We start from the raw sequence: 21032 nt of genomic DNA on the forward strand, positions 1-21032 counted from the left end.
CTGTGGGGACGGGGACGAGGGTCCTAACGAAGTTAACCCGGCCTCGAAATCAAGTCAATTTCGAGTCGAGGGCTGGTAGGCCGTGAGGGCCTGACGAAGTTGCCCCTCACCGACAACCCTCAAGAGTTGCGGAAGTTCCGGCATCTCCCCCAGGGACTGCGGCACGACGATCACAAGATCCCCCGAACGACTCTTCTTATCCCGAGCGGCCAGCGCCAACACCTCATCCAACGAGAAATCGATCGGAAAGCTGTCAGCGAACCCGAGGGCATCGAGGAGCCCGTCGATCCGGTTGGCATCGCCTCCAGCCAACCCACCGTCGACGGCCGCACATCGCGCCTCCACCCGCATCCCCAGCGCGACGGCGTCGCCATGAGTCAGGATGTGATCGCTGACGATCTCCAGCGCATGGGCCACGGTGTGGCCGAAGTTGAGAGCGGCGCGACGACCGGACTCTCGTTCGTCCTCGGCGACGATCGCCCCCTTGATGCATAGACAACGGTCGACGACCGTCGCGAGGAGATCGGGATCTCGAGTGAGGAGTTTCGGCGCCTCCGCCTCCAGAAGTTCAAACAACGAGCGGTCCGCGATGGCCGCACTCTTGACCACCTCCGCCAAACCCTGCCGGTACTCCTCGTCCGGCAGCGTCGCCAGCGTCTCCAGATCGACATAGAGCGCGATCGGCTGATGGAACGCGCCGACCATGTTCTTGGCCCGGGGCAGGTTGACCGCGGTCTTCCCACCGAGGGCCGCATCCACCATCGCAAGGAGGCTTGTCGGGAGATGGATCGTCGGAATCCCCCGCTGCCAGGTGGCGGCCAGGAAGCCGCCGACGTCGCAGACCATCCCCCCACCGACGTTGATCAGGAGCGACCCACGATCGGCACCGAGCTCGAGGAGTTGATCCTCAAGGCGGTCCTTGCCGGCCCGGGTCTTGTGTTCCTCACCGGCCGGCATGGTCAAGAGCGTCGCCGGGAGCCCTGCGTCGTTCAGTAGCTGAACGAGCCGCGCACCATGGAGGGGTGCCACGTTGCTATCGGAGAGTACGAAGAGCGAGGACGGCGACGGGACCCGATCGCTCAGATCCCGTGCCAGTTGTGCAAACAGATCGGCGCCGACGTGGACCTCGGTCCAGCGTCGAACATCCGAAAACGTGAACCGATGACTCGGCACGTACCTCCGCTCGTGGTCAGGAAGGCATCCCGCCGGTTCCCGAGCCACGCTCGAGATCCGCCAGATGATCCTCGACCAGCTTGCGTTGGCCCGCATCGTCGAGATTGCGGGTCAACAGCTTCTCGGCAGCCTGGATCGCCAGGTTCGCCGTCGACGCCCGCAGCTCGGCCTTGGCCGTGGCGATGCCTGCGTCGATCTGCTGTTGCGTCTTCTTCATCATCGCTTCACGCTCTTGCCGAGCCTCGTCGAGGATCTCGGTCTTGAGCGTCTCGGCTTCCTTCTGTCCCGCCGCCACCGATTCGGCCCGCTCACGACGGGCCTGCTCCAGCAACTCGCGTTGCTGACGCAGCAGATCCTCGGCTTCCTTGCGACCGCTCTCCGCCTTGGACAGGTCGGAGGCGATACCCTCTTCCCGATCCTGCAGCGCCTTGAACAGCGGTGGCCAGGCATACTTGCCCAGGATGAACGCGAACAGGGCAAATGTGATCAGCGTCCAGAACAGCGTCCCGATCGCGGGATTCAGCAGCGCGTTCCCGCCACCGCCTCCCTCGCTTCCGGATGCCGCAACCACACCAGTCGTGGCCAGAAGGAGCATGCCGAGCACCGTCTTGATGGGTGCACGCATCGGCAATCTCCCGCTACTTGAACGACAGCAGAAGGCAGATGATCAGCGCGAAGAAGGTCGCACCCTCAATCAGCGCCGCTGCGATCAACATGGCGGTCTGGATCGTACCGGCCGAGTTGGGCTGTCGGGCGATCCCCTCCATGGCATGGCCACCGAGTCGACCGATTCCCATACCACCACCGATCACCGCCAGACCGGCTCCGATGCCCGCGCCCAGAAATGCCAGAGCAGCGTTTTCCATGACTCCGAACCTCCTTGATTCTCTTTCTATCTCGTCGTGCGTCGAACATCGATCGGCGTCACGACGTGTCTAGTTAAAACTTTCGATACCCAATTAATGAGACGGATGAACCGACATGCCGATGAACTGCGCCGTCAACATCGTGAAGATGAATGCCTGCAGGAACGCCACCAGCACCTCGAGCATGTAAACGAACAGAGCAAGCCCGACCGCCGCCGGAGAAGAGGCCCATCCGACCAGCGGAGAGAACGACTGGGCCAGCATGAAGATCAGCGAGATAAAGGCCAGGATCACCATGTGGCCGGCCAGCATGTTGGCAAACAGACGGATGGCCAGCACACCGGCCTTGATCAGCGCACCGAAGATCTCCAGCGGGAAGATCAGCGGGATCAACCACCATGGCACGCCGCCGGGAATGAAGTTCTTGAAGTGCCCCACCAGACCGAACTCTCGAAGGCCGCTGATGTGGATGACGAGGAACGAAATAATCGCAAGCCCGAGCGTGACGGCGATGTTGCCCGTCGCCGTGGCCATGAGCGGCACCAGACCGATCAGGTTGAGTGTCAGGATGAAGAAGAAAGTCGTCAGCAGATAACCCGTGAACGCCTCGGAGTGCGTAGGGATCGCCTTGCGTACGACGTCGTCACGGAGGTAGATCAGCATCACTTCGAGCGCGTTGCGGATGCCCTTGGGGACCGGGTTGCGGGTCTGGCGTGCCGCCAGCCGGAACAGGACGAGGATCACGATGCCGGCCAGCCACATCATCACGACGTGCTTGGTCGGGGCGAAGTTCACACCGAACAGCTCCCAACTCTCCGGCAGATGGATGTAGGTATCGCCCCACAGGTGGAAGGACGAGCTGTCCTCCACGTGGTGCATGATCGATGCCCCCGCGTCGAACCCCTGTTCGACATGCTCAGCACCTTGCTCGGAAACTGCAACCGTTTTCGCCATCGCTCTCAGTCCCTGGATTCTCTACTTGGTGGGGGTGGGGTAGGCCGCTGAACTCGCCGAAGCGGTCTTGGCCAACTGAATTCCGTGTCGGTAGAACCAGACAATCTCGAAGATCTGCATCGCTGCGAACATCACCGCGAGACCAATCAGGTAAGGCTGCAACCCACTGCCGCCCCAGATCCTCATGGCCACCGCCCCGACGAGCGCAGTCGCCAGGCGGGTCAGGATACAACTTCCCACGGCGACAATAAAGGCCGATCCGGGACGGCCGAGGCAACGGGCAGTGAAGGTGCCCCCGACTACGCCGATCACCGCCATCGGTAGCGCGCCGACGGCAACCCAGAATGGCGAAACGTGGGCCATGTGGGCATAGACGGCCAGGAGGGCCGTCACGATGGCGGCGGTCAGCCCACTGCCGACCCAGTAGCTCTTGGCTGGGGTTGGGTTCATTTCCGCGTCACTGTCCTCAGGAACATCACGAATCCCAGGACAAGGCCCATCAGAGCACCTAACACGATGCCCAGCGGTTCGGAATCCAGCCAGCGGTCGATCCGATGGCCGACGTACATAAATAGCACAGCGGGCAGGATCATTTCGATGCCCGCGCCGACAAATCGGAGCGAAGATCTCAGTAAGTCCGGAGGCTCGTGACCCGGCTCCATCTCGACGCCTCCCCTGCCCACGGCGGACCCGACCGGCGGGCCCGAGACGAATAGCAGTTTACCTGCTTTTCTTTTGCTTTTATGATCCATGACGATGCGCCTCGCCCTCGGCCCCGGAGTCATGACGTGAAGCACGGGATCGCTCTGACGGCGGCGCTGGCGGCTGCGTGGTTCCTGTGGTCCGGCCACACTGAGCCGCTGATCCTGGGACTGGGAGGCCTGTCGGTGGCCCTGGTCGTCTGGCTGGTCGATCGCATGGGTCGTCTCGACGGCGAGGTTGCCCCCCTGGAATTCCTCCCCCGGGCGCTGACCTACCTGCCCTGGTTGCTCCTGCAGATCGTCCGCAGCAACCTCCAGGTCGCCGCCATCATCCTCCACCCGTCCCGCCCCATCGCGCCGCGGATCATCCGGCAGCGGACCGGTCAGCGAACGGAGATCGGACGGGTGATCTACGCCAACTCGATCACCCTGACACCGGGAACCGTCTCCATCGAGCTGAACGACGAGGAGGTCGTCGTGCACGCGTTGGATCGACGCTTCGCCGACGGCGTCCTCGACGGGACGATGGACGCGCGAGTGACGGCGTTGGAGCCGACGGAATGATGGCCGTCGTCGTCATGTCCGCCATCCTGGTGACGATGTCGCTGGCGTTGATCCGTGCGATGTTGGGACCGACCGTCTTCGACCGCATCCTGGCGTTGAATATGTTCGGCACCAAGACGGTGCTGTTGATCGCAGTCATCAGCTTCGTAATGGGACGACCGGACTTCATCGACCTGGCCCTGGTCTACGCGTTGATGAACTTCATCGGCGTCCTGGCGGTGTTGCGGTTCTCGAAACATGGTCATTTCGGCAACCCGGACGACGACGACACGACGTCGAGCAAGTCGTCATGAATTCGCTACCCATCCTGGAGAGCATCGGCTGGGGCCTGATGGCCGTCGGCGGGCTGTTCGCGATGATCGGCGGGCTGGGGCTGCTGCGTCTGCCGGATCTCTACACACGGATGCATGGCGCGGGCATCACAGACACCCTCGGGGCGACGTTGATCCTCGCCGGTCTTTCGCTTCACTCCGGTTTCAGCCTGATCACCGTGAAGCTTTTTGCCATCTGGTTCTTTCTTCTGGTAACCAGCCCGACATCGACCCACGCGTTGGCGCGCGCAGCCATGAGTCACGGTATCCGCCCGGAAATTAGCGATACGGAGGAACGGTCATCCAACAGTTGATCCTCATCGGGATGCTGACGCTCCTGGCGATGACGGCGATTACGATCGTTCGTCTGCGTGGCCTGTTCGCAGCAGCGATGCTGATGGGGATCTATAGCTTCATCGGTGCCGGTTGGATGTTGATGCTGGATGCGCCCGATGTGGCGTTCACCGAGGCGGCGGTAGGCGCGGGGATCTCGACGGTTCTCGCATTGGGCGCGCTGTCCCTGACCGGCCAGCGCGAGGTCAAGCCGAAGCGGCTCTCGCCCTGGCCCCTCCTCGTGGTGGTGATCACCGGGGGTGTACTGATCTACGGCACGCTGGACATGCCGCATTTCGGCGACCCGGAAGCCCCGGTCCACGCACGACTCGCGCCGGAGTACCTCAGCGACACGGTGCCGAGTACACGCTACGAGCATGTCGAGCCCCATATCCCCAACATCGTGACGACGGTGCTGGCCAGCTATCGCGGCTATGACACCCTCGGCGAGACCGCCGTCATCTTCACCGCCGCCATCGCGGTGCTCGCGTTGCTGCGTGAGCTGCGACGTCGTCGTGAAGACGAGGAGTGACGGGATGACCGGCGACTCCATCCCCCGCGTCGTGACCCGGCTGCTGATGCCGTACATCCTGCTGTACGCGCTCTACGTCCAGTTCCACGGAGACTTCGGACCGGGCGGTGGCTTCCAGGCCGGTGTCATCTTCGGGGCGGGGATCATCCTCTACAGTCTTGTCTTTGGTTTGGCGGCGGCCCGTCGGGTCGCCCGCCCGGGGACACTCGAGCGACTCCTGGCGCTGGGGCTGCTTCTGTACGCCGGTGTCGGCGTCGTCACGATGCTGCTGGGTGGCAACTTTCTCAGCTACAGCGCGCTCAGCCCGCAACACCCGAGCCACGGTCAGCACTGGGGCATCCTGCTGATCGAGTTGGGGATAGGTATCAGCGTCGCTTCGGCGATGGTGTTGATCTTCTTCGGCTTCGCGGGGCGGAGGAAGCGATCGTGAGTACGATCCTCGGCCTCTACAACTACTGGATCGTCATCTTCCTGATGATGACCGGGTTCTACATCGTGGTCTCGCGGGAGAACCTGATCAAGAAGGTGATCGGACTCAACATCTTCCAGACGTCGGTCTTCCTGCTCTACATCTCGATCGGCAAGCTCAGCGGCGGAACGACGCCGATCCTGGCCGACGGCTTCGATCGGTACACCCATCCCCTACCGTCGGTGTTGATCCTGACGGCGATCGTCGTCGGTGTCGCGACGACGTCGGTGGCCCTGGCGTTGATCGTTCGAATTCGCGAGGCCTACGGGACCATCGAAGAGAACGAGATCGAGGCCCAGGAGTCGGAGCTCTGATGGAGACCCAACTCCCGGCCCTGCTGATCGTCGTACCGCTGTTGGCGGCGCCGCTTTGCGTGATCATCCGCCACCGTCGGCTGGTCCAACCGTTCGCACTGCTGGTTGCATGGGCGACGTTCGTCCTCTCGATTGCCATGGCGTTGCGTGTCCACAGCGACGGCACCTGGGTCTATGCCCTGGGTGACTGGGCGGCACCGTGGGGCATCGAATACCGAATCGACACGCTCAGCTGTATCCTGGCGATCATCGTCTCCGGCATCGGCGCCTGGGTCCTGACCTATGCTCCCCGGAGTGTGGCCCACGAGATCGAGGAAGGGCGCCACTACCTCTTCTACACCGCGTACCTGCTCTGCATCACTGGACTCCTGGGCATCACGATCACGGGCGACCTGTTCAACGTGTTCGTGTTCCTCGAGGTCTCCTCTCTTTCGGGCTACGTGCTGATCGCGCTGGGTCGCGATCGGCGCTCGTTGATGGCAGCCCTGCAGTACCTGGTCCTGGGGACAATCGGCGCGACCTTCATCCTGATCGGCATCGGCTTGATGTACATGATGACCGGCACGCTGAACATGGCCGACATGGCGGTTCAACTGGCGGAGGTCGGCAACAACCGCACGATCCTCGTCGCGTTCGCGTTCTTCACCGTGGGTGTTTTCATCAAGATGGCGGTCTTCCCGCTCCACGCCTGGTTGCCGAACGCATACACCTATGCCCCGTCGGTGGTGACGGCGTTCCTGGCGGCGACGGCCACGAAGGCCGCGGTCTACGTACTCCTCAGATTCGTCTTCTCCGTCTACGGAATCGAGTTCGCCACATTCCACCGACTCCCGACGATCCTCCTCGTGTTGGCACTCGTCGGCATCTTCATGGCGTCAACGGTGGCGATCTTCCAACAGAACGTCAAACGAATCCTGGCGTACTCGAGTGTGGCCCAGATCGGCTACATGGTGCTGGGCATCAGTTTCTTTTCCGTCACGGGTCTGACCGCCGGCATCGTGCATCTGTTCAATCACGCGTTGATCAAGGGCGGCCTGTTCCTTGCGATGGGCTGCGTCATCCTCCGCGTCGGCTCGGTTCGACTGAAGGACATGGCGGGTATTGGCCGGCAGATGCCGTGGACGATGCTCGCGTGGGTGTTGGGTGGGCTGAGCCTGATCGGGGTCCCGGCGACCGTCGGCTTCGTCAGCAAGTGGTACCTGATCTCCGCCGCGATGGAGAGCGGTCGCTGGTGGCTGGCGGCCCTCGTACTCCTCAGCTCGCTCCTGTCGGTGGTCTACGTCTGGCGTGTGGTCGAGGTCGCGTACTTCCAGCCCTCGCCCGAAGGACGAGAGCCGCTGACCGAGGCCCCGCTGTCGATGTTGGTGCCGACCTGGCTTCTGGTAGGTGCCTCATGGTTCTTCGGCTGGTTCGATCTGGCCGGTAGCCTGGCCAGAACCGCGGCGCTCACGTTGATCGGAGGCGGGTCGTGACCGATGGCACGCTGATCCTGGCGGTCTTGCTGATCCCGCTTGTCGGCGCGGGGTTGATGGCGTTCGTCGGGCGACGACCCAACGTTCGCGACGGCCTGATGCTGGTGGTCGCGTCGATCGAGTTCTTGACCGTCATCGAGTTGGCCCGTCGGTTTGCGACGACGGGACTCGACCCCGTTACCTGGGCGCGTGTCGCGCCGGGCCTCACCATCGGCTTCTCTGCGGAACCCCTGGGTCTGTTGTTCGCGCTCATCGCGTCGGGACTGTGGATCGTGACCGGCGCCTACGGCATCGGCTACATGCGTGGTCATCAAGAGAAGGACCAGACCCGCTTCTTCGCCTGTTTCGCGCTTGCCATCAGCTTCGCCGTCGGCATCGCGCTCTCCGCCAACCTCTTCACCCTGTTTATCTTCTACGAGGCGTTGACACTGTCGACCTATCCCCTAGTTACGCATCATCGCGATGCGAAGGCTCGCGCCGGTGGCCGCGTCTACCTTGGCGTCTTGATGTCGACGTCCATCGGACTGTTCCTGCTGGGGATCGTCTGGACCTACTCGATCACCGGCACCCTGGAGTTCAGCCCCGGCGGCATTCTTGCGGGAAACTGCGACGGGCGGACCGCGGGAATCCTTCTGGCGCTTTTTGCGTTTGGCACCGGCAAGGCTGCGTTGATGCCGTTCCACCGCTGGCTACCCGCGGCGATGGTGGCCCCGACGCCGGTCAGCGCGTTGCTCCATGCGGTGGCGGTGGTCAAGGCCGGCGTCTTTACGGTGTTGAAGATCGCCGTCTACATCTTCGGAATCGACTTCCTCCGCGAGACCGGTTCTTCGCAGTGGCTGACCTACGTCGCCGGCTTCACGATCATCGCGGCCTCGATCGTCGCGCTCTCGAAGAACAACCTGAAGGCCCGTCTTGCCTACTCGACGATCTCACAACTGGCGTACATCGTGTTGGCCGCCGCCCTCGCGACTCCCGCCGCGATTCTCGGTGGCGGCATGCACATCGCGATGCATGCGTTCGGCAAGATCACGCTGTTCTTCTGCGCAGGCGCGATCTACGTAACCGCTCACAAGACCGAGATCAGCGACATGCGTGGACTCGGCAGGCAGATGCCGATCACGATGACGGCGTTTCTCATCGGTGCACTCAGTATCATCGGACTGCCGCCGCTAGGTGGGTCGTGGAGTAAGTGGTTCCTGATGCTCGGGGCGGCCGACGCGGACCAGTGGCTGTTCGTCGGCGTGTTCATGGTCAGCTCGCTGCTGAACATCGCCTACCTGATGCCGATCGCGATCCGCGGTTTCTTCCCCGGGGACGGGTCCAGCCGACCCGCCGTCAAGGAGGGCCCGTGGTTCTGCGTCGTCCCGCTATCGCTTACGGCGTTGGGGTCGCTTGTGCTGTTTTTCTATGCGGACGAGCTGTATCGCTGGCTGCTACCGCTGGTGAGTTCGTAGCGGTGGGGTGCAACGCCACCACCGACTCGGGATAGACCTCGACCTTGTTGACCTGACGCACCAGCCGCTGCACCGAAGGCTCGATGACGTTCCAGACCGGTTTCGGGTAGAGACCGATCCAGAAGGACAACAGCACCAGCGGCACGAGGGTCAGCCACTCACGCGGGCTCAAATCTTTCAACACCTTGTTGGCGTCGTTGTCGAGCTTGCCGAACACGCTCCGCTGATAGAGCCACAGCATGTAGACCGCGCCAAGAACGATCCCGGTAGCGCCAAGCACGGCCCAGTACTTGTCGGCCAGCTGGAAGACGCCCAGCAGGATGCCCAGCTCGCCCACGAATCCGTTGCCGGGCACGGCGGGCATGCCGATGGACGACAGCATCATCACGAGGAAGAAGATCGAGAAGACCGGCATCACCTTCCACAGGCCGCCGTACTCCGAGATCTCGCGTGTGTGACGACGCTCGTAGACGATTCCGACCAACAGGAACAGCGCCCCGGTCGAGAGACCGTGGTTGATCATCTGTAGTACGCCACCGGACATGCCCTGGTAGTTCAGGGCGAAGATGCCGAGCATCGTCAGGCCGAGATGGCTGACCGAGGAGTAGGCGACAAGCTTCTTCCAGTCCTTCTGCACCAGGGCGACCATCGCGCCGTAGATGATCCCGACCACACAAAGGGAGAGCATGTACGGCATGTACTTGACGGTGGCGTCGGGCATGATCGGCAGGCTGAACCGCAGGAACCCGTAGCTGCCCATCTTCAGCAGCACACCGGCCAGGATCACCGACCCGGCCGTTGGCGCCTCGACGTGAGCGTCGGGGAGCCAGGTGTGGAACGGGAACATCGGGACCTTGATGGCGAAGCCTAACGCGAACGCCAGCCAGACCCAGCTCTGCAACGCCATCCAGTCGCCCCAACTACCCATCGCCTGCAGGATTCGAACGTCAAACGTAAGAAGACCCGTCGTCTCGTTGTGGAAGTAGACGAGGGCGATGATGCCCAGGAGCATCAACACCGATCCGAGCAACGTATAGATGAAGAACTTGATGGCGGCGTAGACCCGTCGTGCGCCACCCCAGACACCGATGATGAAATACATCGGCACCAGCATCACTTCCCAGAAGATGTAGAACAGGAACACATCGAGGCTGACGAACACACCGAGCATGCCGGTCTGCAACAACAACAGGAACGCGTAATACGGGCGAACCCGATCCTGGACGGCCGTCCACGACGAGAGGATCGCGCAGAAGCCAAGGACCGTGGTCAACAAGACCATCAACATCGAGATGCCGTCGACGCCAACGATGTACTGAACGCCAAGACCCTTGATCCAACTGGACTGCTGGACGAATCGGAAGCCGAACTCGTCCACCGGCGCCGAGGCCCAACCGAACCACAGCGGCAAACTGATCAGCAGGTCCAGTCCCGCGATCGCCGTCGCGAACCACGCGATCTCTTTCTTCTGATGATCGCGGAACAGGATCATCAATAACGCCGCACCCACCAACGGTAGGTACGTGATGACATTCAGGAGTTGGTCGCCGAACGGATTCATGGACGGGATACCCTCGGGTGGTCTGCGTGACGCAGGCGCATTCTAGACCAGGGCCAAGGGTGTGGGTCAATGGGTGGCCCACGGGAGGGATCTCGCCGGTCAGGGAGTCCTGACATCCACGAGGACCCGGCCCTCCACCCGGCGGAGTCGATAGGAGGCGTCGTCGGCCGTCAGCTGGACCACGCCATCGACCGCCGTCCCCTCGCCGGTCGAAAACCGCTGATCCAGCGTCTCCTGCAAGCCTGCGATAAACGCTTCCGCCGAGGCGGAATCGGCCCAACGGGACTCCCAGTGCGTGTGGGAGCCCTTCCCTGTTTCGGAGACGAATCGACTGAGGCGATCGCCACGCCAGTAGACGATCAGCCGTTCGACGGACCTCTCGGTCATCCCACCCTGGGCCAGCACGGCGCCGATCGCCACGGGACCGAGCGTGTCGCTATCTACCGGACGAAAACCCTCCGCCGGTGCCGCGGGCGCGGGCGGGATATCGATCGCCGGTGCCGGCTCTTCCTTTTCGGCCGACTCCGGTGTGATCCACGAGAGCGTCGATCGTCGGCTACGAAGCACATCGACCGCACCCCACCCGCCTTGCTGGAGTTGGCCCGTCGCCACCGTCAGCCCTTGCAGGTAGACGAACTCGGCCAGGCGTCGATCGATCGCCGGGGCGTCGTCGATCTCCGGTGGCAGAAGGTCCGCGATCCGCAGGACGTCGGGGGTGATCCCCTCCTTCAGCATCTCGCCGGCGATTCCAAGATTCCGAAACCGCATGTAGACCGCCACGAGATTGGCCTCGGCCTCGCGCATCGCCGCCACGGAGAGCAGTTCATCGGTGGTGCGGGCCAGACGGGGGGTGTCCCCGCGCTGGTTCTGCAGCGCGTGGACCAGCACATGAGCGATCAGCGGTTCGTCGGGACGGACGCCGGTCATCTGGAGTACCGTCGTCGCCTCTTCGTCGACATTGGGCGCGAAGTCCCTGGGAGTCAGGACACTAGGATCGACGTAGAGTTGTCGCGACTCTTCGTCGAAGGCGACGCGAGGGACATCCCGTGCCAGCAGACGCCACAGACGCTGCGGCGTTCGCTCGTCGCCCAACCCGATCGCCCGCCAGGCCCGACCGCGAGCGGCCAGAGTCCGATCGTCGATGACCTCCGCCACCGCCACGTCGGCCAGCACGTCCCGCAGGGTCGCCGGCGCGCGGACAGGAACGGGGACCGAGTCGAAGGCCTGCCCGCGAATCGCCTCGACGCTATCGACGATGCCCGGCTGATCTCCGTCACCCATGACGGCATGGATCAACCGCAGATCCGCCGTGCCCCCGGCCCCGACGGCCAGCAGCACGATGACGGCACCCAGAAGGCGGACGGTCACGGGAGTTCCGGTTCCGAAAGGACGACGATCGACTGCCCCACCGCCAGCCCCAGCACCTCGGCTCGCCCACCGGCGATCTCCAGGACGTAGGCCGACTGTCGCATCGGCTGATGGACCGGACAGTCCTTCATCTCGGGATCGACATCCGACGGCGGGCAGGGTTGCAGGCGCGGCGCGATCTCAACGATGCGGAGGTTCTTGTCGAGCCAGATGATGTCCAGCGGGACAAGACAGTTGCGCATCCAGATGCCGTGGGTCGCGATCGAGCCGAAGAGAAACAGCATCCCCTCGTCGTCGGCCACGTGCGCACGATCCATGTAGCCGAGCATCCGCTGTTCGGCGCTCACCGCCATCTCGAGTTTCAGTTCGACACCGCCGGGAAGCACCGCGCGGGCCCAGTCGTATTCGGTGGGTGCCGACGCCGAGACACACGCGGCGGTCAGCAGGAGGATCCCTGCGATTCGACCGACGGCGCTCAAAACGTCTCGCTGGGTTTACGGACGAAGCGACCGTTCTCGACACTGAGATCGGCGGCATCGCCGTCACCGCCGACGCGGCCGTCGGCGCCATGACAGATCAGAATGTAACCCCGCTGCGTCTTGCGATACTGCAGCGGTCGCCCCCACGGGTCGATCGGAGACTCGGAGAGCCACTTCGGTCGCAACGCGTCGAGGTTCCGCGGCCAGGAACGGTTTCGCGACCGGAACTGATCCAGGGCGCGGGCCGTCGTCACCATCAATTCCCGGGCGGTCTCCCACGGGTAGCTTTCGACCGCCTCGCCGAGACCACGAAACAGGACCAGCTGCGATCGTGCCCTGCGGGCGACCTGGGTGTCGGGGTAGGTCCGATCCAGGGTCTCGAATAGCTCGATCGCCTCCTCCAGGGCCTCGGCCTCGACCTTCGCCATTGCCGCGTCGTAGTCCTTCTGGGCCCTGGCCTCGTCATCGGCACAGCCGGGCAGCCACAGGATGGCGACCAGGAGCAAAACCTGAAAGATGTTCGTGAAGGGCTTCATCGATCTACAAGAGTTTATAGGCTTTGAGTGGATTCTGAGCAAACGGGACCGCCCTCCCGCTGGTTGGCAGCCCCCCGAGGGGCCATGGTATATTCCCCGGGTTTCGCGGGTAGGTTTCGAAGGAACTCTCATGGTTTTTCAGATCATCTTGACCGTGTTTCACGTCGTCGTGGGACTGATTCTCATCGGCGTCGTGTTGCTGCAGACCGGAAAGCGGGCGGATCTCGCCGGCGCATTCGGCGGTGGTGGCAGCCAGACGGCCTTCGGAACCCGCGGCGCCGCGACGGTTCTCAGCAAGCTGACGACCCTGGCGGCGGTCTCGTTCATGGTCACCTCGATCGGTCTCTCGATCCTCTCGAACAACTCGGCCCAGCCGTCGTCGGTCCTGGACCAGGTCGGCGACGCCGCTCAGCAGAGCGCACCGCTGACGCCTGCGGGTGGAGGCGACGCGACCGGTGGACTGCCGGCCCTGCCCGACCCGATCGCCGACCCGACTGCCGATCCGGCCGACGGCGACGAGCCGACGGGCGACGATTCGACCAGCAACGACCCATAGGCCTGACCTCAGGGCCTCGGGATCACGGACCATCACGGTTTGCCGAAGTGGCGGAATTGGTAGACGCACCGTCTTGAGGGGGCGGCGGGGGCAACCCCATGGGAGTTCGAGTCTCCCCTTCGGCACCATGCTTACCAGTCCATGTACCAGGTCTCGTCGAGAGCCTGCGACTCCGACAGACTGTAGACGTCGAAGACGTTCTCCCGTCCCCAACTATCCGAATCGAAATCGTCCTGATAGGACCGCAGCCCCCACTCCGCTTCGCCGGTGAACGGGTCGACCGGAATCCGCGATAGAAACTTGATGGTCTCGGAGAACGGCGAGTTGGAATTTCCGACCGCCACACCCTCGACGAGGCTCTCGAGATCCGCCGGGTAACCCAGCTGATCCACATCGTCCATCACGATCATGCCGGCCTCGGAGTAGGCCTTGAAGGAATCGATGGCCTGACGCATCTGCTCGAGGTGGGTGCGAAGCTTTTTCTCTCGCCGTCGCTTGTCGTCCCATTGCACCATCGGAATGGCGGCCGACGCCAGGATGGAGAGGACCGCCAACGCCACCAGCATCTCGATGAAGCTGATACCGCGTTGGCCTGATCGGTGGAATCGCATCATGAAAAAAGGTACGGGACCGTCGGCCGGTTTGTCTAGGTATACTCGAAAGCCCCCCAAACCCGAGGAAGCACGATGAGCGATCCGCACGGCCTCGATGCACTTCTGGACGAGAACCGGCGGTTTCCCCCGTCCGATTCGTTTCGCGAGGCTGCAGTTGTCCGGGACGAGCAGGTCTACGAACGCGCGGCGGCGGACCCGCTGGCGTTCTGGGAGTCCTTTGCCGAGGAGTTGGACTGGAGCCGGCCCTGGGATTCCGTCCGCGAGGGCGAGGGCCCCGACACCCGCTGGTTCGTCGGCGGCAAGCTCAACGTCGCCGACAACTGCCTCGATCGCCACCTGCGTCAGGGTCGACGTAACCAGGCCGCCCTGATCTGGGAGGGCGAACCCGGCGACCGTCGAACGTTGACCTACGGTGATCTCCACCGCGAGGTCGTGCGATTCGGCCACGCGCTGCGAGAGTTGGGGATCGACCGCGGCGACCGCGTCGCGATCTATCTGCCGATGATTCCGGAGGCCGCCATCGCGATGTTGGCCTGCGCGCGAATCGGCGCCATCCACAGTGTCGTGTTTGGTGGCTTCTCTGCGGACTCCCTTCGTCAACGGATCAACGATGCCGGGGCGCGTCTCGTCATCACGTCGGACGGAGCCCATCGGCGCGGAAAGATATTGCCGCTCAAGGAGATCACCGACGACGCGTTGAAGGAGACTCCCACCATCGAATCGGTGGTCGTCGTCAAACGTCTCGGCCATGACATCCCGATGAAGGACGGTCGTGACCACTGGTACCACGATATCCTCCCGCAGCGGGCCGTGACCTGCGAGCCGGTCGAGATGGACAGCAACGACCCGCTTTTCACGCTCTACACCTCCGGCACCACCGGCAAGCCGAAAGGCATCGTGCATTCCACCGGTGGCTATCTGGTCGGGACGTATGCGACCAGCCGCTGGGTGTTCGATCTGCGACCGGATGATGTCTACTGGTGCACCGCAGACGTCGGCTGGATCACCGGTCACTCGTACATCGTGTACGGCCCTCTTGCGGCAGGCGCGACAGTCTTGATGTACGAAGGGGCACCGAACTATCCCCATCGTGGACGCGTCTGGGAGATCTGCGAACGTCACTCCGTCACCGTGTTCTACACCGCACCGACGGCGATCCGTGCCTTCATGAAGTGGGGCGTCGATCACCTCACACCGCACGACCTCTCCGCGTTGCGGCTGCTGGGTAGCGTCGGCGAACCGATCAATCCCGAAGCCTGGACCTGGTACCACCAGCATGTCGGTGGCGGTCGTTGCCCGATCGTCGATACCTGGTGGCAGACCGAGACCGGCCAGATCCTGCTGACGCCATTGCCGGGCGTGACGACCACCAAACCGGGTTCGGCCACGCGACCGTTTCCGGGGATCGATGCGACGATCCTCGACGACGAGGGGAAAGAGATCGAGGTCGGCGGCGGCTTCCTGGCGATCCGTGGTGGATGGCCGGCACGGACGCTCGGGATCTGGGGTGACGACCAACGGTTCATCGAGACTTACTGGTCCCTCTGGGATCGCAACACCTACTTCCCGGGCGACGGGGCCAAGCGAGATGCGGACGGCTACTTCTGGATTCTGGGTCGTGTCGACGACGTGATGAACGTCTCGGGGCATCGGCTGGGGACGATGGAGATCGAATCGGCGCTGGTCGATCACGATGCGGTGGCCGAGGCCGCGGTCATCGGTGTGCCCCACGAGATCAAGGGCACGGCGGTGGTCGCGTTCGTCAGTCTGCGGGACGGGCAGGTCGCTGACGAGGCGCTGAACGACGAGATCCGTCAACATGTCGCCGCGAAGATCGGAGCGCTCGCCCGTCCGGAGGAACTGCTGTTCGCCGCCGATCTACCGAAGACGCGCTCCGGGAAGATCATGCGACGGTTGCTGCGGGACATTGCCGAGGGCAAGGCGCTTGGCGACACGACGACGCTCGCCGACCCCGCCGTCGTGCAGTCGCTGAGGGATCGTTACGAGGCCGACGGCTCCGTCGACTAGTTGTTGCCGCCAAGCAGGCCACGCATCCAGCGTCGCATGCGACCCTGGTGCTCGCGACAGCGCTCCGGAACCTCGCCCCGCGGGAAGGTCTGCTCGACTCGCTCGGGACAGCGACGCACCGCCCGCTGACCCGTCGTGGGGTCAATGAACACCGTCACCGTCTCCGGCGCGTCGGCGGCGACGCCACCGCCGTCATCGAAGGTCTTCATCAACTCGACCCAGATCGGTAGAGCCCCGCTGGCTCCGGTCAGCCCGGTCCGACGGTTGTCGTCGTAACCGACCCACACCAACGCCAGGCGACGACGGTCGTAGCCGACGAACCACGCGTCACGGGTCTCGTCGGTGGTCCCGGTCTTGCCGGCGGCGACGCCCCGATAGCCCAGGGCGCTCGCGGTCTTGGCGGTCCCATCGCGGAGCACACCACGCAACATGTCGGTTAGCTGTCGCGCCGTCTGCTCCGTGATCGCTCGCTGCGCGCGGGGGCTGCGTCCTTCGAGGAGTTCCCCCTTCTGGTTCTGCACCGCCTGGATCAGCCACGGGTCGATTCGGCGTCCTCCATTGGCGAGGGTCCCGTAGGCGGTCGCAAGTTCCAGCGGGCTGACCTCGGCGGTCCCCAGCGCCAGCGACGGTAGTGGCTTCATCGGCGACTGCAGTCCGCAACGACGGGCCGTGCGCACGACCTCCTCCATGCCGATCCGGCGCGCCGCACGAACCGTGGGCACGTTGAGCGAGTCCACGAGCGCCCGACGCACCGTTACTTTCCCGCGGAACTTGTGATCGTAATTGGAGGGTGCCCACGACTTGCCACCCGACGTCCAGCGGATCGGACGATCTTCCAACTTCGTGCCGGGCTTGAGACCACCGGGGAGGCCGTTGCGTTGCAACTCGAGACCTGCGGCAAACACAAACGGCTTGAAGCAAGAGCCCGGCTGTCGTCGCGCCTGGACCGCACGGTTGAATTGGCTCGAGCCGAAGTCCCGCCCGCCGACCATCGCCACCACCGCCCCACGGGCAGGCTCGGTCACGACAACCGCACCCTGGAGTCCCGGCGCGCGCTCCTCAAGGCGCCCGAGCCCACCGGCCAGCGCCTGTTCCGTCGCCTGCTGGATTCGTGTATCGAGCGTGGTGTAGATCGACAGCCCCTCTTCCTCGAGCGTCTTGCGACTGTACCGTTCGGCCAGACGCTGACGGATGTACTCGACGGCGTAGGGTGCGCGGGTGTTGCCGTCGCCGCGACCGGCCGCCTGGAGCGTCTCCGCCTTCGCGACACCGTGTTGCTCCGGTGTGATCCACTCAAGTTGCAGCAACGCATCGAGAACCTGATCCCGTCGTTCAAGTGCCGACTCCGGCTCTCGCAACGGATCGTATCGCCCCGGCGAACGGATCAGCCCGGCCAACGTCGCCGCCTCGGCCACGGAGAGACGATCGACGTCGCGCCCGAAATAGTGACGGGATGCGGCCTGGAACCCACACACACTGATGGCGCCGCGCTGACCGAGGTAGACCTCGTTGAGGTAGACCTCGAGGATGCGGTCCTTGCTGTAGTGCGCGTCGAGGACCAGCGCCATCGCGGCCTCGCGGGCCTTGCGCCACCAACTTCGTCGCGGCGTCAAGAACAGGTTCTTGACCGTCTGCTGGGTGATCGTGCTCCCCCCCTGCACGATCCCTCCGCGGCGCACATTCGTGACCGCCGCGCGACCGATCCCACGCAAGTCCAGCCCGTGATGCCGCCGGAACCTGGAGTCCTCCGCGGCCAGCACGGCGTCGATCAGGCGCGGTGGGAACTCGTCGAGGGTGCGGATCTCGCGCTCTTCCTGATGCGCCCCGTAGAAGGCGGCTAACGGTACCGGTTCGAGCAACCAGCGCGGGAGCGTGGCCCCGTCGTCACGCCGCAGACTTGCGATCCGATCGCCGCGGAAAACGGCCACAACCGTCATCTCGTCGGAGCCACCCACCGGCGTCGTAAACGCCCGGGTGCGCACCGTCAGCGTCGACGCCTGAAATCGATACTGTCCCGCCCGCAGCTTCTTTTCCGTGGACTCGGTATAGCCGTGACGCTCAAGCCGTCCCAGCAGTTGGTCGGGCGGGTAATGCTCGCCGACCACGACGGTCCCCAGGTCGGAGAAGACGCGGGATGGAAGACGCCAGAGTCGTCCGTCGAACCGTCGCGACAGCGAGACGTCCAGGTAGACGAACAGGAGCAGCGACGCGACGAACGCCACCAGGAGAACACGCACCGCGAGCGGAAACCAACGACGGGCCGTGGATCGCTTCCGGCGTCTCTTCGTGGGACGCTTTCGCTGACTGCGTGATCGGCTCACTTGCCTCGCCTGGGGTCCTACCCCCTTGACGGGGCATGACGGCTATCCGCGCAACGTTTCCTTGAGAGGCTTTCCGGCCTTGAACGCAGGTGCACGGGTTGCCGGAATGCTGAGCGCTTCGCCGGTGTGGGGGTTGCGTCCCACGCGTGCCTTGCGTGCACGGGCCTCGAACGTCCCGAACCCACTGATGGCGACCTTGCCACCACTCAGGAGTTCTTTCGCGATCAACCCGGTTGCGGGGTCCGGGTCGAAAATGAAGTCGACGATCTGACGGGACTCACGATGAGACAGCCCCGACCTCTCTGCCAGTCGATCGACAAGTTCGGCCTTGTTCATGGAGAACTCCTTCCTTCGACAGGTTCCATGCCCAATCGCCTCGCGACCTCCGGCTCAGTCGACCAGGCGCATACCTTCCATCGCAGATCGGTTGACGAAGATGCGGATGTTGTTGTCTCTCTCATCCGCCGGGTAGAAGAAAAACCCGAGTCCGCCGTCATCGACGCCGTCACCCAGGACTCCCCAGATCTCTTCGCCATCTTTGAATTGAACAACTGCTTTGCGTTGGCTCGCGTGGGCCTCGGCAAACCGCTGCCGCGCGACAAAGTCGCGATTGCCGATGTAATCCTTGACGTAAAACAGAGCTTTCATGTCGTCGATCTTTATGCGGAGCGGGACCCCGCCTCCCTCACCCGGTAAGAGATGAAAGGACTCGACCGTTGTCTGAAAATCGTGGGTCACACCCTTATGGATCGTCCCGTCTTTCAGATGGACGACGATCTTGTTTTCCACCAACGCCTCCTGCGTACTTCGCGTGTTAACTCTCCCCGGAAACCCACATTCCGAGGGCGAGACAGCACCATCCTAAACCTAAAAACAGCGGGATGGCAACGATTCACTTGTTGGCGTCAGGCGGAAGGGTCCGTTTCCCCGGCATCGGCGAAGCCACGAGCCCGGAGAACACACGCCTCGCATCGCCGGCAAGGGCTGCCCTGCGGGGACGGGTCGTAGCAGGAAAGCGTCCGGGAAAGATCCACGCCGAGCTGTAGCGCCAGGCGAACGATCTCCCCTTTGCCGTGATCGAGCAGGGGCGTGAGGACGCGAACCGGACAACCCTCGACACCGGCCCGAGTCGCCAGACCGGCCAGCCTCTCGAAGGCGGCGATGAACGCCGGGCGACAATCGGGGTAGCCCGAATAGTCGATCCGATTGACGCCCACCACGATGGCCTCGGCCTCCAGGGTCTCGGCCCAACCCAGCGCGAGAGAGAGCAGGATCGTGTTCCGTGCCGGAACGTAGGTGATGGGAATTTCATCCCCGCCATCGACTCCCCTGCCGTCGGGGACATCCAGGGTGAGATCGGTGAGGGCCGAGCCACCGATGAAACCGAGGTCGACGTCGGCGATGCGATGGGAGGCGGCACCGATCCCGTCGGCCAACTCCGCGGCCCGCTCCAGTTCGACGGCATGTCGTTGACCGTAGCGAACACTCAGCGCGTGGGCCTCCCAACCCTCCCGGATCGCCCACGCGAGACAGGTGGCGGAATCGAGACCGCCGGAGAGCAGAACCACCGCTCGGGCCATTACACGCCCCGCTCGACGCCGGGCCAGAGCAACTTGTGCAACTGCAGCTGGACCCTGACCGGCAACCGATCTTCCAGAACCCAGTCCGCCAACCGAGTCGCCGACAACGACTCGTGGACTCCCGAGAACAGGATCGGGCATCGCTTGCCGAGGTCTCGCTCACGAACGACCTGTCGTGCCCACTCGTAGTCGGCGCGATCGTTGATCACGAACTTCAGTTCATCCCCCGCCCGGAGTGCGGCCAGGTTCTCCCAGTGGTTCCGATCCGACTCCCCGCTCCCGGGACACTTCACGTCGATGATCCGACCGACGGCCGTCGGCACCTCGTCGACCGAAAGACTCCCCCCGGTCTCCAGCAACACCTCGTGCCCGCGCTGCAACAACGCTTCCATCAGCGGGATGGCGGCCGCCTGCAAAAGGGGTTCGCCACCTGTCAACTCCACCAGGTCGCACTCGTGACCGGCCACGGCCTCGCAGACCTCGTCCACACTCATGGTCCGACCTTCGTGAAAAGCGTACGCGGTGTCGCACCAGCTACATCGGAGGTTGCAGCCGGTCAGTCGGACGAAGACGCAGGGGCGACCGGCATGGGTCGACTCGCCCTGAATCGAGTGAAAAATCTCGTTGACCCGCAACATGCGGCGCATTGTACACAGGGCCCTCGAGGCCTCCGTCGGGCCGAGATTGCAACGCCAATTCGGTGATCGAGGTGACGTTGAGGGGCAGCGAACGACGACCGTCCGCCAATCGACGTCGGGTCATCGGGGTAATTAGAAGATCGTCAATATTGTAAGTCGTTCGTTTGCATGGGGATAGCTCGAAGCCCTCCGGTCGTGAAATGGGAAC

26 protein-coding genes and 1 tRNA gene are annotated in these 21032 nt (G+C 63.7%); 11 read left to right on the top strand and 16 right to left on the bottom strand.

The genetic code is table 11. From position 1 onward, the window contains the following. Positions 1-54: 54 nt before the first annotated feature. The 6 genes from aroB to OES25_02655 form a co-directional block, all read right to left on the bottom strand. The gene (gene aroB / locus OES25_02630) at positions 55-1173 is read right to left on the bottom strand and encodes a 3-dehydroquinate synthase (GenBank protein MDH3626539.1); all 1119 of its coding nucleotides are present in this window, start codon (positions 1171-1173) and stop codon (positions 55-57) included. A gap of 16 nt (positions 1174-1189) precedes the next feature. After that, the gene (gene atpF, locus OES25_02635; GenBank protein MDH3626540.1) at positions 1190-1798 is read right to left on the bottom strand and encodes a F0F1 ATP synthase subunit B; all 609 of its coding nucleotides are present in this window, start codon (positions 1796-1798) and stop codon (positions 1190-1192) included. A gap of 13 nt (positions 1799-1811) precedes the next feature. Beyond that, positions 1812-2039: an ATP synthase F0 subunit C gene (gene atpE / locus OES25_02640; GenBank protein ID MDH3626541.1), complete on the bottom strand. Its 228-nt coding sequence runs from the start codon at positions 2037-2039 to the stop codon at positions 1812-1814. Positions 2040-2132: 93 nt separating this feature from the next. Then, positions 2133-2993 (bottom strand): F0F1 ATP synthase subunit A, encoded by an 861-nt coding sequence (atpB, locus tag OES25_02645; GenBank protein MDH3626542.1) that lies wholly within the window; start codon positions 2991-2993, stop codon positions 2133-2135. A gap of 21 nt (positions 2994-3014) precedes the next feature. Next, the gene (locus OES25_02650) at positions 3015-3443 is read right to left on the bottom strand and encodes a hypothetical protein (GenBank protein ID MDH3626543.1); all 429 of its coding nucleotides are present in this window, start codon (positions 3441-3443) and stop codon (positions 3015-3017) included. After that, positions 3440-3745: an AtpZ/AtpI family protein gene (locus OES25_02655; GenBank protein MDH3626544.1), complete on the bottom strand. Its 306-nt coding sequence runs from the start codon at positions 3743-3745 to the stop codon at positions 3440-3442. Before OES25_02655 ends, OES25_02650 begins: the two co-directional genes overlap by 4 nt. A gap of 36 nt (positions 3746-3781) precedes the next feature. On the opposite strand from OES25_02655, the gene OES25_02660 reads away from it, so the two are divergent. From OES25_02660 to OES25_02695, 8 genes are read left to right on the top strand one after another with little or no spacing between them, the layout of a single operon-like run. Beyond that, entirely contained in the window at positions 3782-4258 is a 477-nt protein-coding gene (locus OES25_02660; GenBank protein MDH3626545.1) for a Na+/H+ antiporter subunit E, read from the top strand. Next, on the top strand, positions 4255-4551 hold the full coding sequence (locus OES25_02665) for a monovalent cation/H+ antiporter complex subunit F (GenBank protein MDH3626546.1): 297 nt from the start codon (positions 4255-4257) through the stop codon (positions 4549-4551). Before OES25_02660 ends, OES25_02665 begins: the two co-directional genes overlap by 4 nt. After that, positions 4548-4883 carry a monovalent cation/H(+) antiporter subunit G gene (mnhG, locus tag OES25_02670; GenBank protein MDH3626547.1) on the top strand — a complete coding sequence of 112 codons (336 nt, stop codon included), beginning with the start codon at positions 4548-4550 and terminating at the stop codon, positions 4881-4883. The genes OES25_02665 and mnhG overlap by 4 nt, the downstream gene beginning before the upstream one ends. An 11-nt stretch (positions 4884-4894) precedes the next feature. Next, entirely contained in the window at positions 4895-5434 is a 540-nt protein-coding gene (locus tag OES25_02675; protein ID MDH3626548.1) for a DUF4040 domain-containing protein, read from the top strand. 4 nt (positions 5435-5438) lie between these two features. Next, on the top strand, positions 5439-5864 hold the full coding sequence (locus OES25_02680; GenBank protein MDH3626549.1) for a Na(+)/H(+) antiporter subunit B: 426 nt from the start codon (positions 5439-5441) through the stop codon (positions 5862-5864). Then, the gene (locus OES25_02685; protein MDH3626550.1) at positions 5861-6217 is read left to right on the top strand and encodes a cation:proton antiporter subunit C; all 357 of its coding nucleotides are present in this window, start codon (positions 5861-5863) and stop codon (positions 6215-6217) included. The genes OES25_02680 and OES25_02685 overlap by 4 nt, the downstream gene beginning before the upstream one ends. Continuing rightward, a complete protein-coding gene (locus tag OES25_02690) occupies positions 6217-7689 on the top strand; it encodes a monovalent cation/H+ antiporter subunit D family protein (GenBank protein ID MDH3626551.1) in 1473 nt (490 codons plus the stop codon). The genes OES25_02685 and OES25_02690 overlap by 1 nt, the downstream gene beginning before the upstream one ends. A 56-nt stretch (positions 7690-7745) precedes the next feature. Continuing rightward, positions 7746-9143 (top strand): proton-conducting transporter membrane subunit, encoded by a 1398-nt coding sequence (locus OES25_02695; protein ID MDH3626552.1) that lies wholly within the window; start codon positions 7746-7748, stop codon positions 9141-9143. Here the strand turns inward: OES25_02695 and OES25_02700 are convergent. The 4 genes from OES25_02700 to OES25_02715 form a co-directional block, all read right to left on the bottom strand. Then, the gene (locus OES25_02700; protein ID MDH3626553.1) at positions 9064-10704 is read right to left on the bottom strand and encodes an NADH-quinone oxidoreductase subunit M; all 1641 of its coding nucleotides are present in this window, start codon (positions 10702-10704) and stop codon (positions 9064-9066) included. The two genes, OES25_02695 and OES25_02700, sit on opposite strands and share 80 nt — an antisense overlap. Before the next feature lie 99 nt (positions 10705-10803). After that, on the bottom strand, positions 10804-12072 hold the full coding sequence (locus OES25_02705; protein ID MDH3626554.1) for a hypothetical protein: 1269 nt from the start codon (positions 12070-12072) through the stop codon (positions 10804-10806). After that, positions 12069-12551, bottom strand: coding sequence for a DUF192 domain-containing protein (locus OES25_02710; protein ID MDH3626555.1), 483 nt, complete (start codon positions 12549-12551; stop codon positions 12069-12071). Before OES25_02710 ends, OES25_02705 begins: the two co-directional genes overlap by 4 nt. After that, complete coding sequence (locus OES25_02715; protein ID MDH3626556.1) at positions 12548-13087, bottom strand: type II secretion system protein GspG; 540 nt, start codon at positions 13085-13087, stop codon at positions 12548-12550. Before OES25_02715 ends, OES25_02710 begins: the two co-directional genes overlap by 4 nt. Positions 13088-13217: 130 nt before the next feature. Here OES25_02715 and secG point away from each other — a divergent pair, with 130 nt between their 5' ends. Further along, the gene (secG, locus tag OES25_02720) at positions 13218-13643 is read left to right on the top strand and encodes a preprotein translocase subunit SecG (protein ID MDH3626557.1); all 426 of its coding nucleotides are present in this window, start codon (positions 13218-13220) and stop codon (positions 13641-13643) included. Between the two features lie 41 nt (positions 13644-13684). Further along, a tRNA-Leu gene (locus OES25_02725) sits at positions 13685-13771 on the top strand. A 3-nt stretch (positions 13772-13774) separates the two neighbouring features. Here OES25_02725 and OES25_02730 read toward each other — a convergent pair. Continuing rightward, the gene (locus OES25_02730) at positions 13775-14257 is read right to left on the bottom strand and encodes a type II secretion system GspH family protein (protein ID MDH3626558.1); all 483 of its coding nucleotides are present in this window, start codon (positions 14255-14257) and stop codon (positions 13775-13777) included. Between the two features lie 72 nt (positions 14258-14329). Between OES25_02730 and acs the strand changes: the two genes are divergently transcribed. Then, a complete protein-coding gene (gene acs, locus OES25_02735) occupies positions 14330-16285 on the top strand; it encodes an acetate--CoA ligase (GenBank protein ID MDH3626559.1) in 1956 nt (651 codons plus the stop codon). On the opposite strand, the gene OES25_02740 is transcribed toward acs, so the two are convergent. From OES25_02740 to OES25_02760, 5 genes are all read right to left on the bottom strand, one after another. Next, complete coding sequence (locus OES25_02740; GenBank protein ID MDH3626560.1) at positions 16282-18606, bottom strand: PBP1A family penicillin-binding protein; 2325 nt, start codon at positions 18604-18606, stop codon at positions 16282-16284. The two genes, acs and OES25_02740, sit on opposite strands and share 4 nt — an antisense overlap. A gap of 42 nt (positions 18607-18648) precedes the next feature. Continuing rightward, entirely contained in the window at positions 18649-18942 is a 294-nt protein-coding gene (locus tag OES25_02745) for an HU family DNA-binding protein (protein ID MDH3626561.1), read from the bottom strand. Between the two features lie 54 nt (positions 18943-18996). Then, entirely contained in the window at positions 18997-19395 is a 399-nt protein-coding gene (locus OES25_02750; GenBank protein MDH3626562.1) for a hypothetical protein, read from the bottom strand. Positions 19396-19511: 116 nt separating this feature from the next. After that, positions 19512-20186 (bottom strand): 7-cyano-7-deazaguanine synthase QueC, encoded by a 675-nt coding sequence (gene queC / locus OES25_02755; GenBank protein MDH3626563.1) that lies wholly within the window; start codon positions 20184-20186, stop codon positions 19512-19514. Further along, on the bottom strand, positions 20186-20824 hold the full coding sequence (locus OES25_02760; protein ID MDH3626564.1) for a 7-carboxy-7-deazaguanine synthase QueE: 639 nt from the start codon (positions 20822-20824) through the stop codon (positions 20186-20188). The genes queC and OES25_02760 overlap by 1 nt, the downstream gene beginning before the upstream one ends. Between the last annotated feature and the right edge of the window lie 208 nt (positions 20825-21032).

The sequence above is a fragment of the Acidobacteriota bacterium genome (assembly GCA_029861955.1).
Lineage (GTDB): Bacteria > Acidobacteriota > Polarisedimenticolia > Polarisedimenticolales > Polarisedimenticolaceae > JAOTYK01.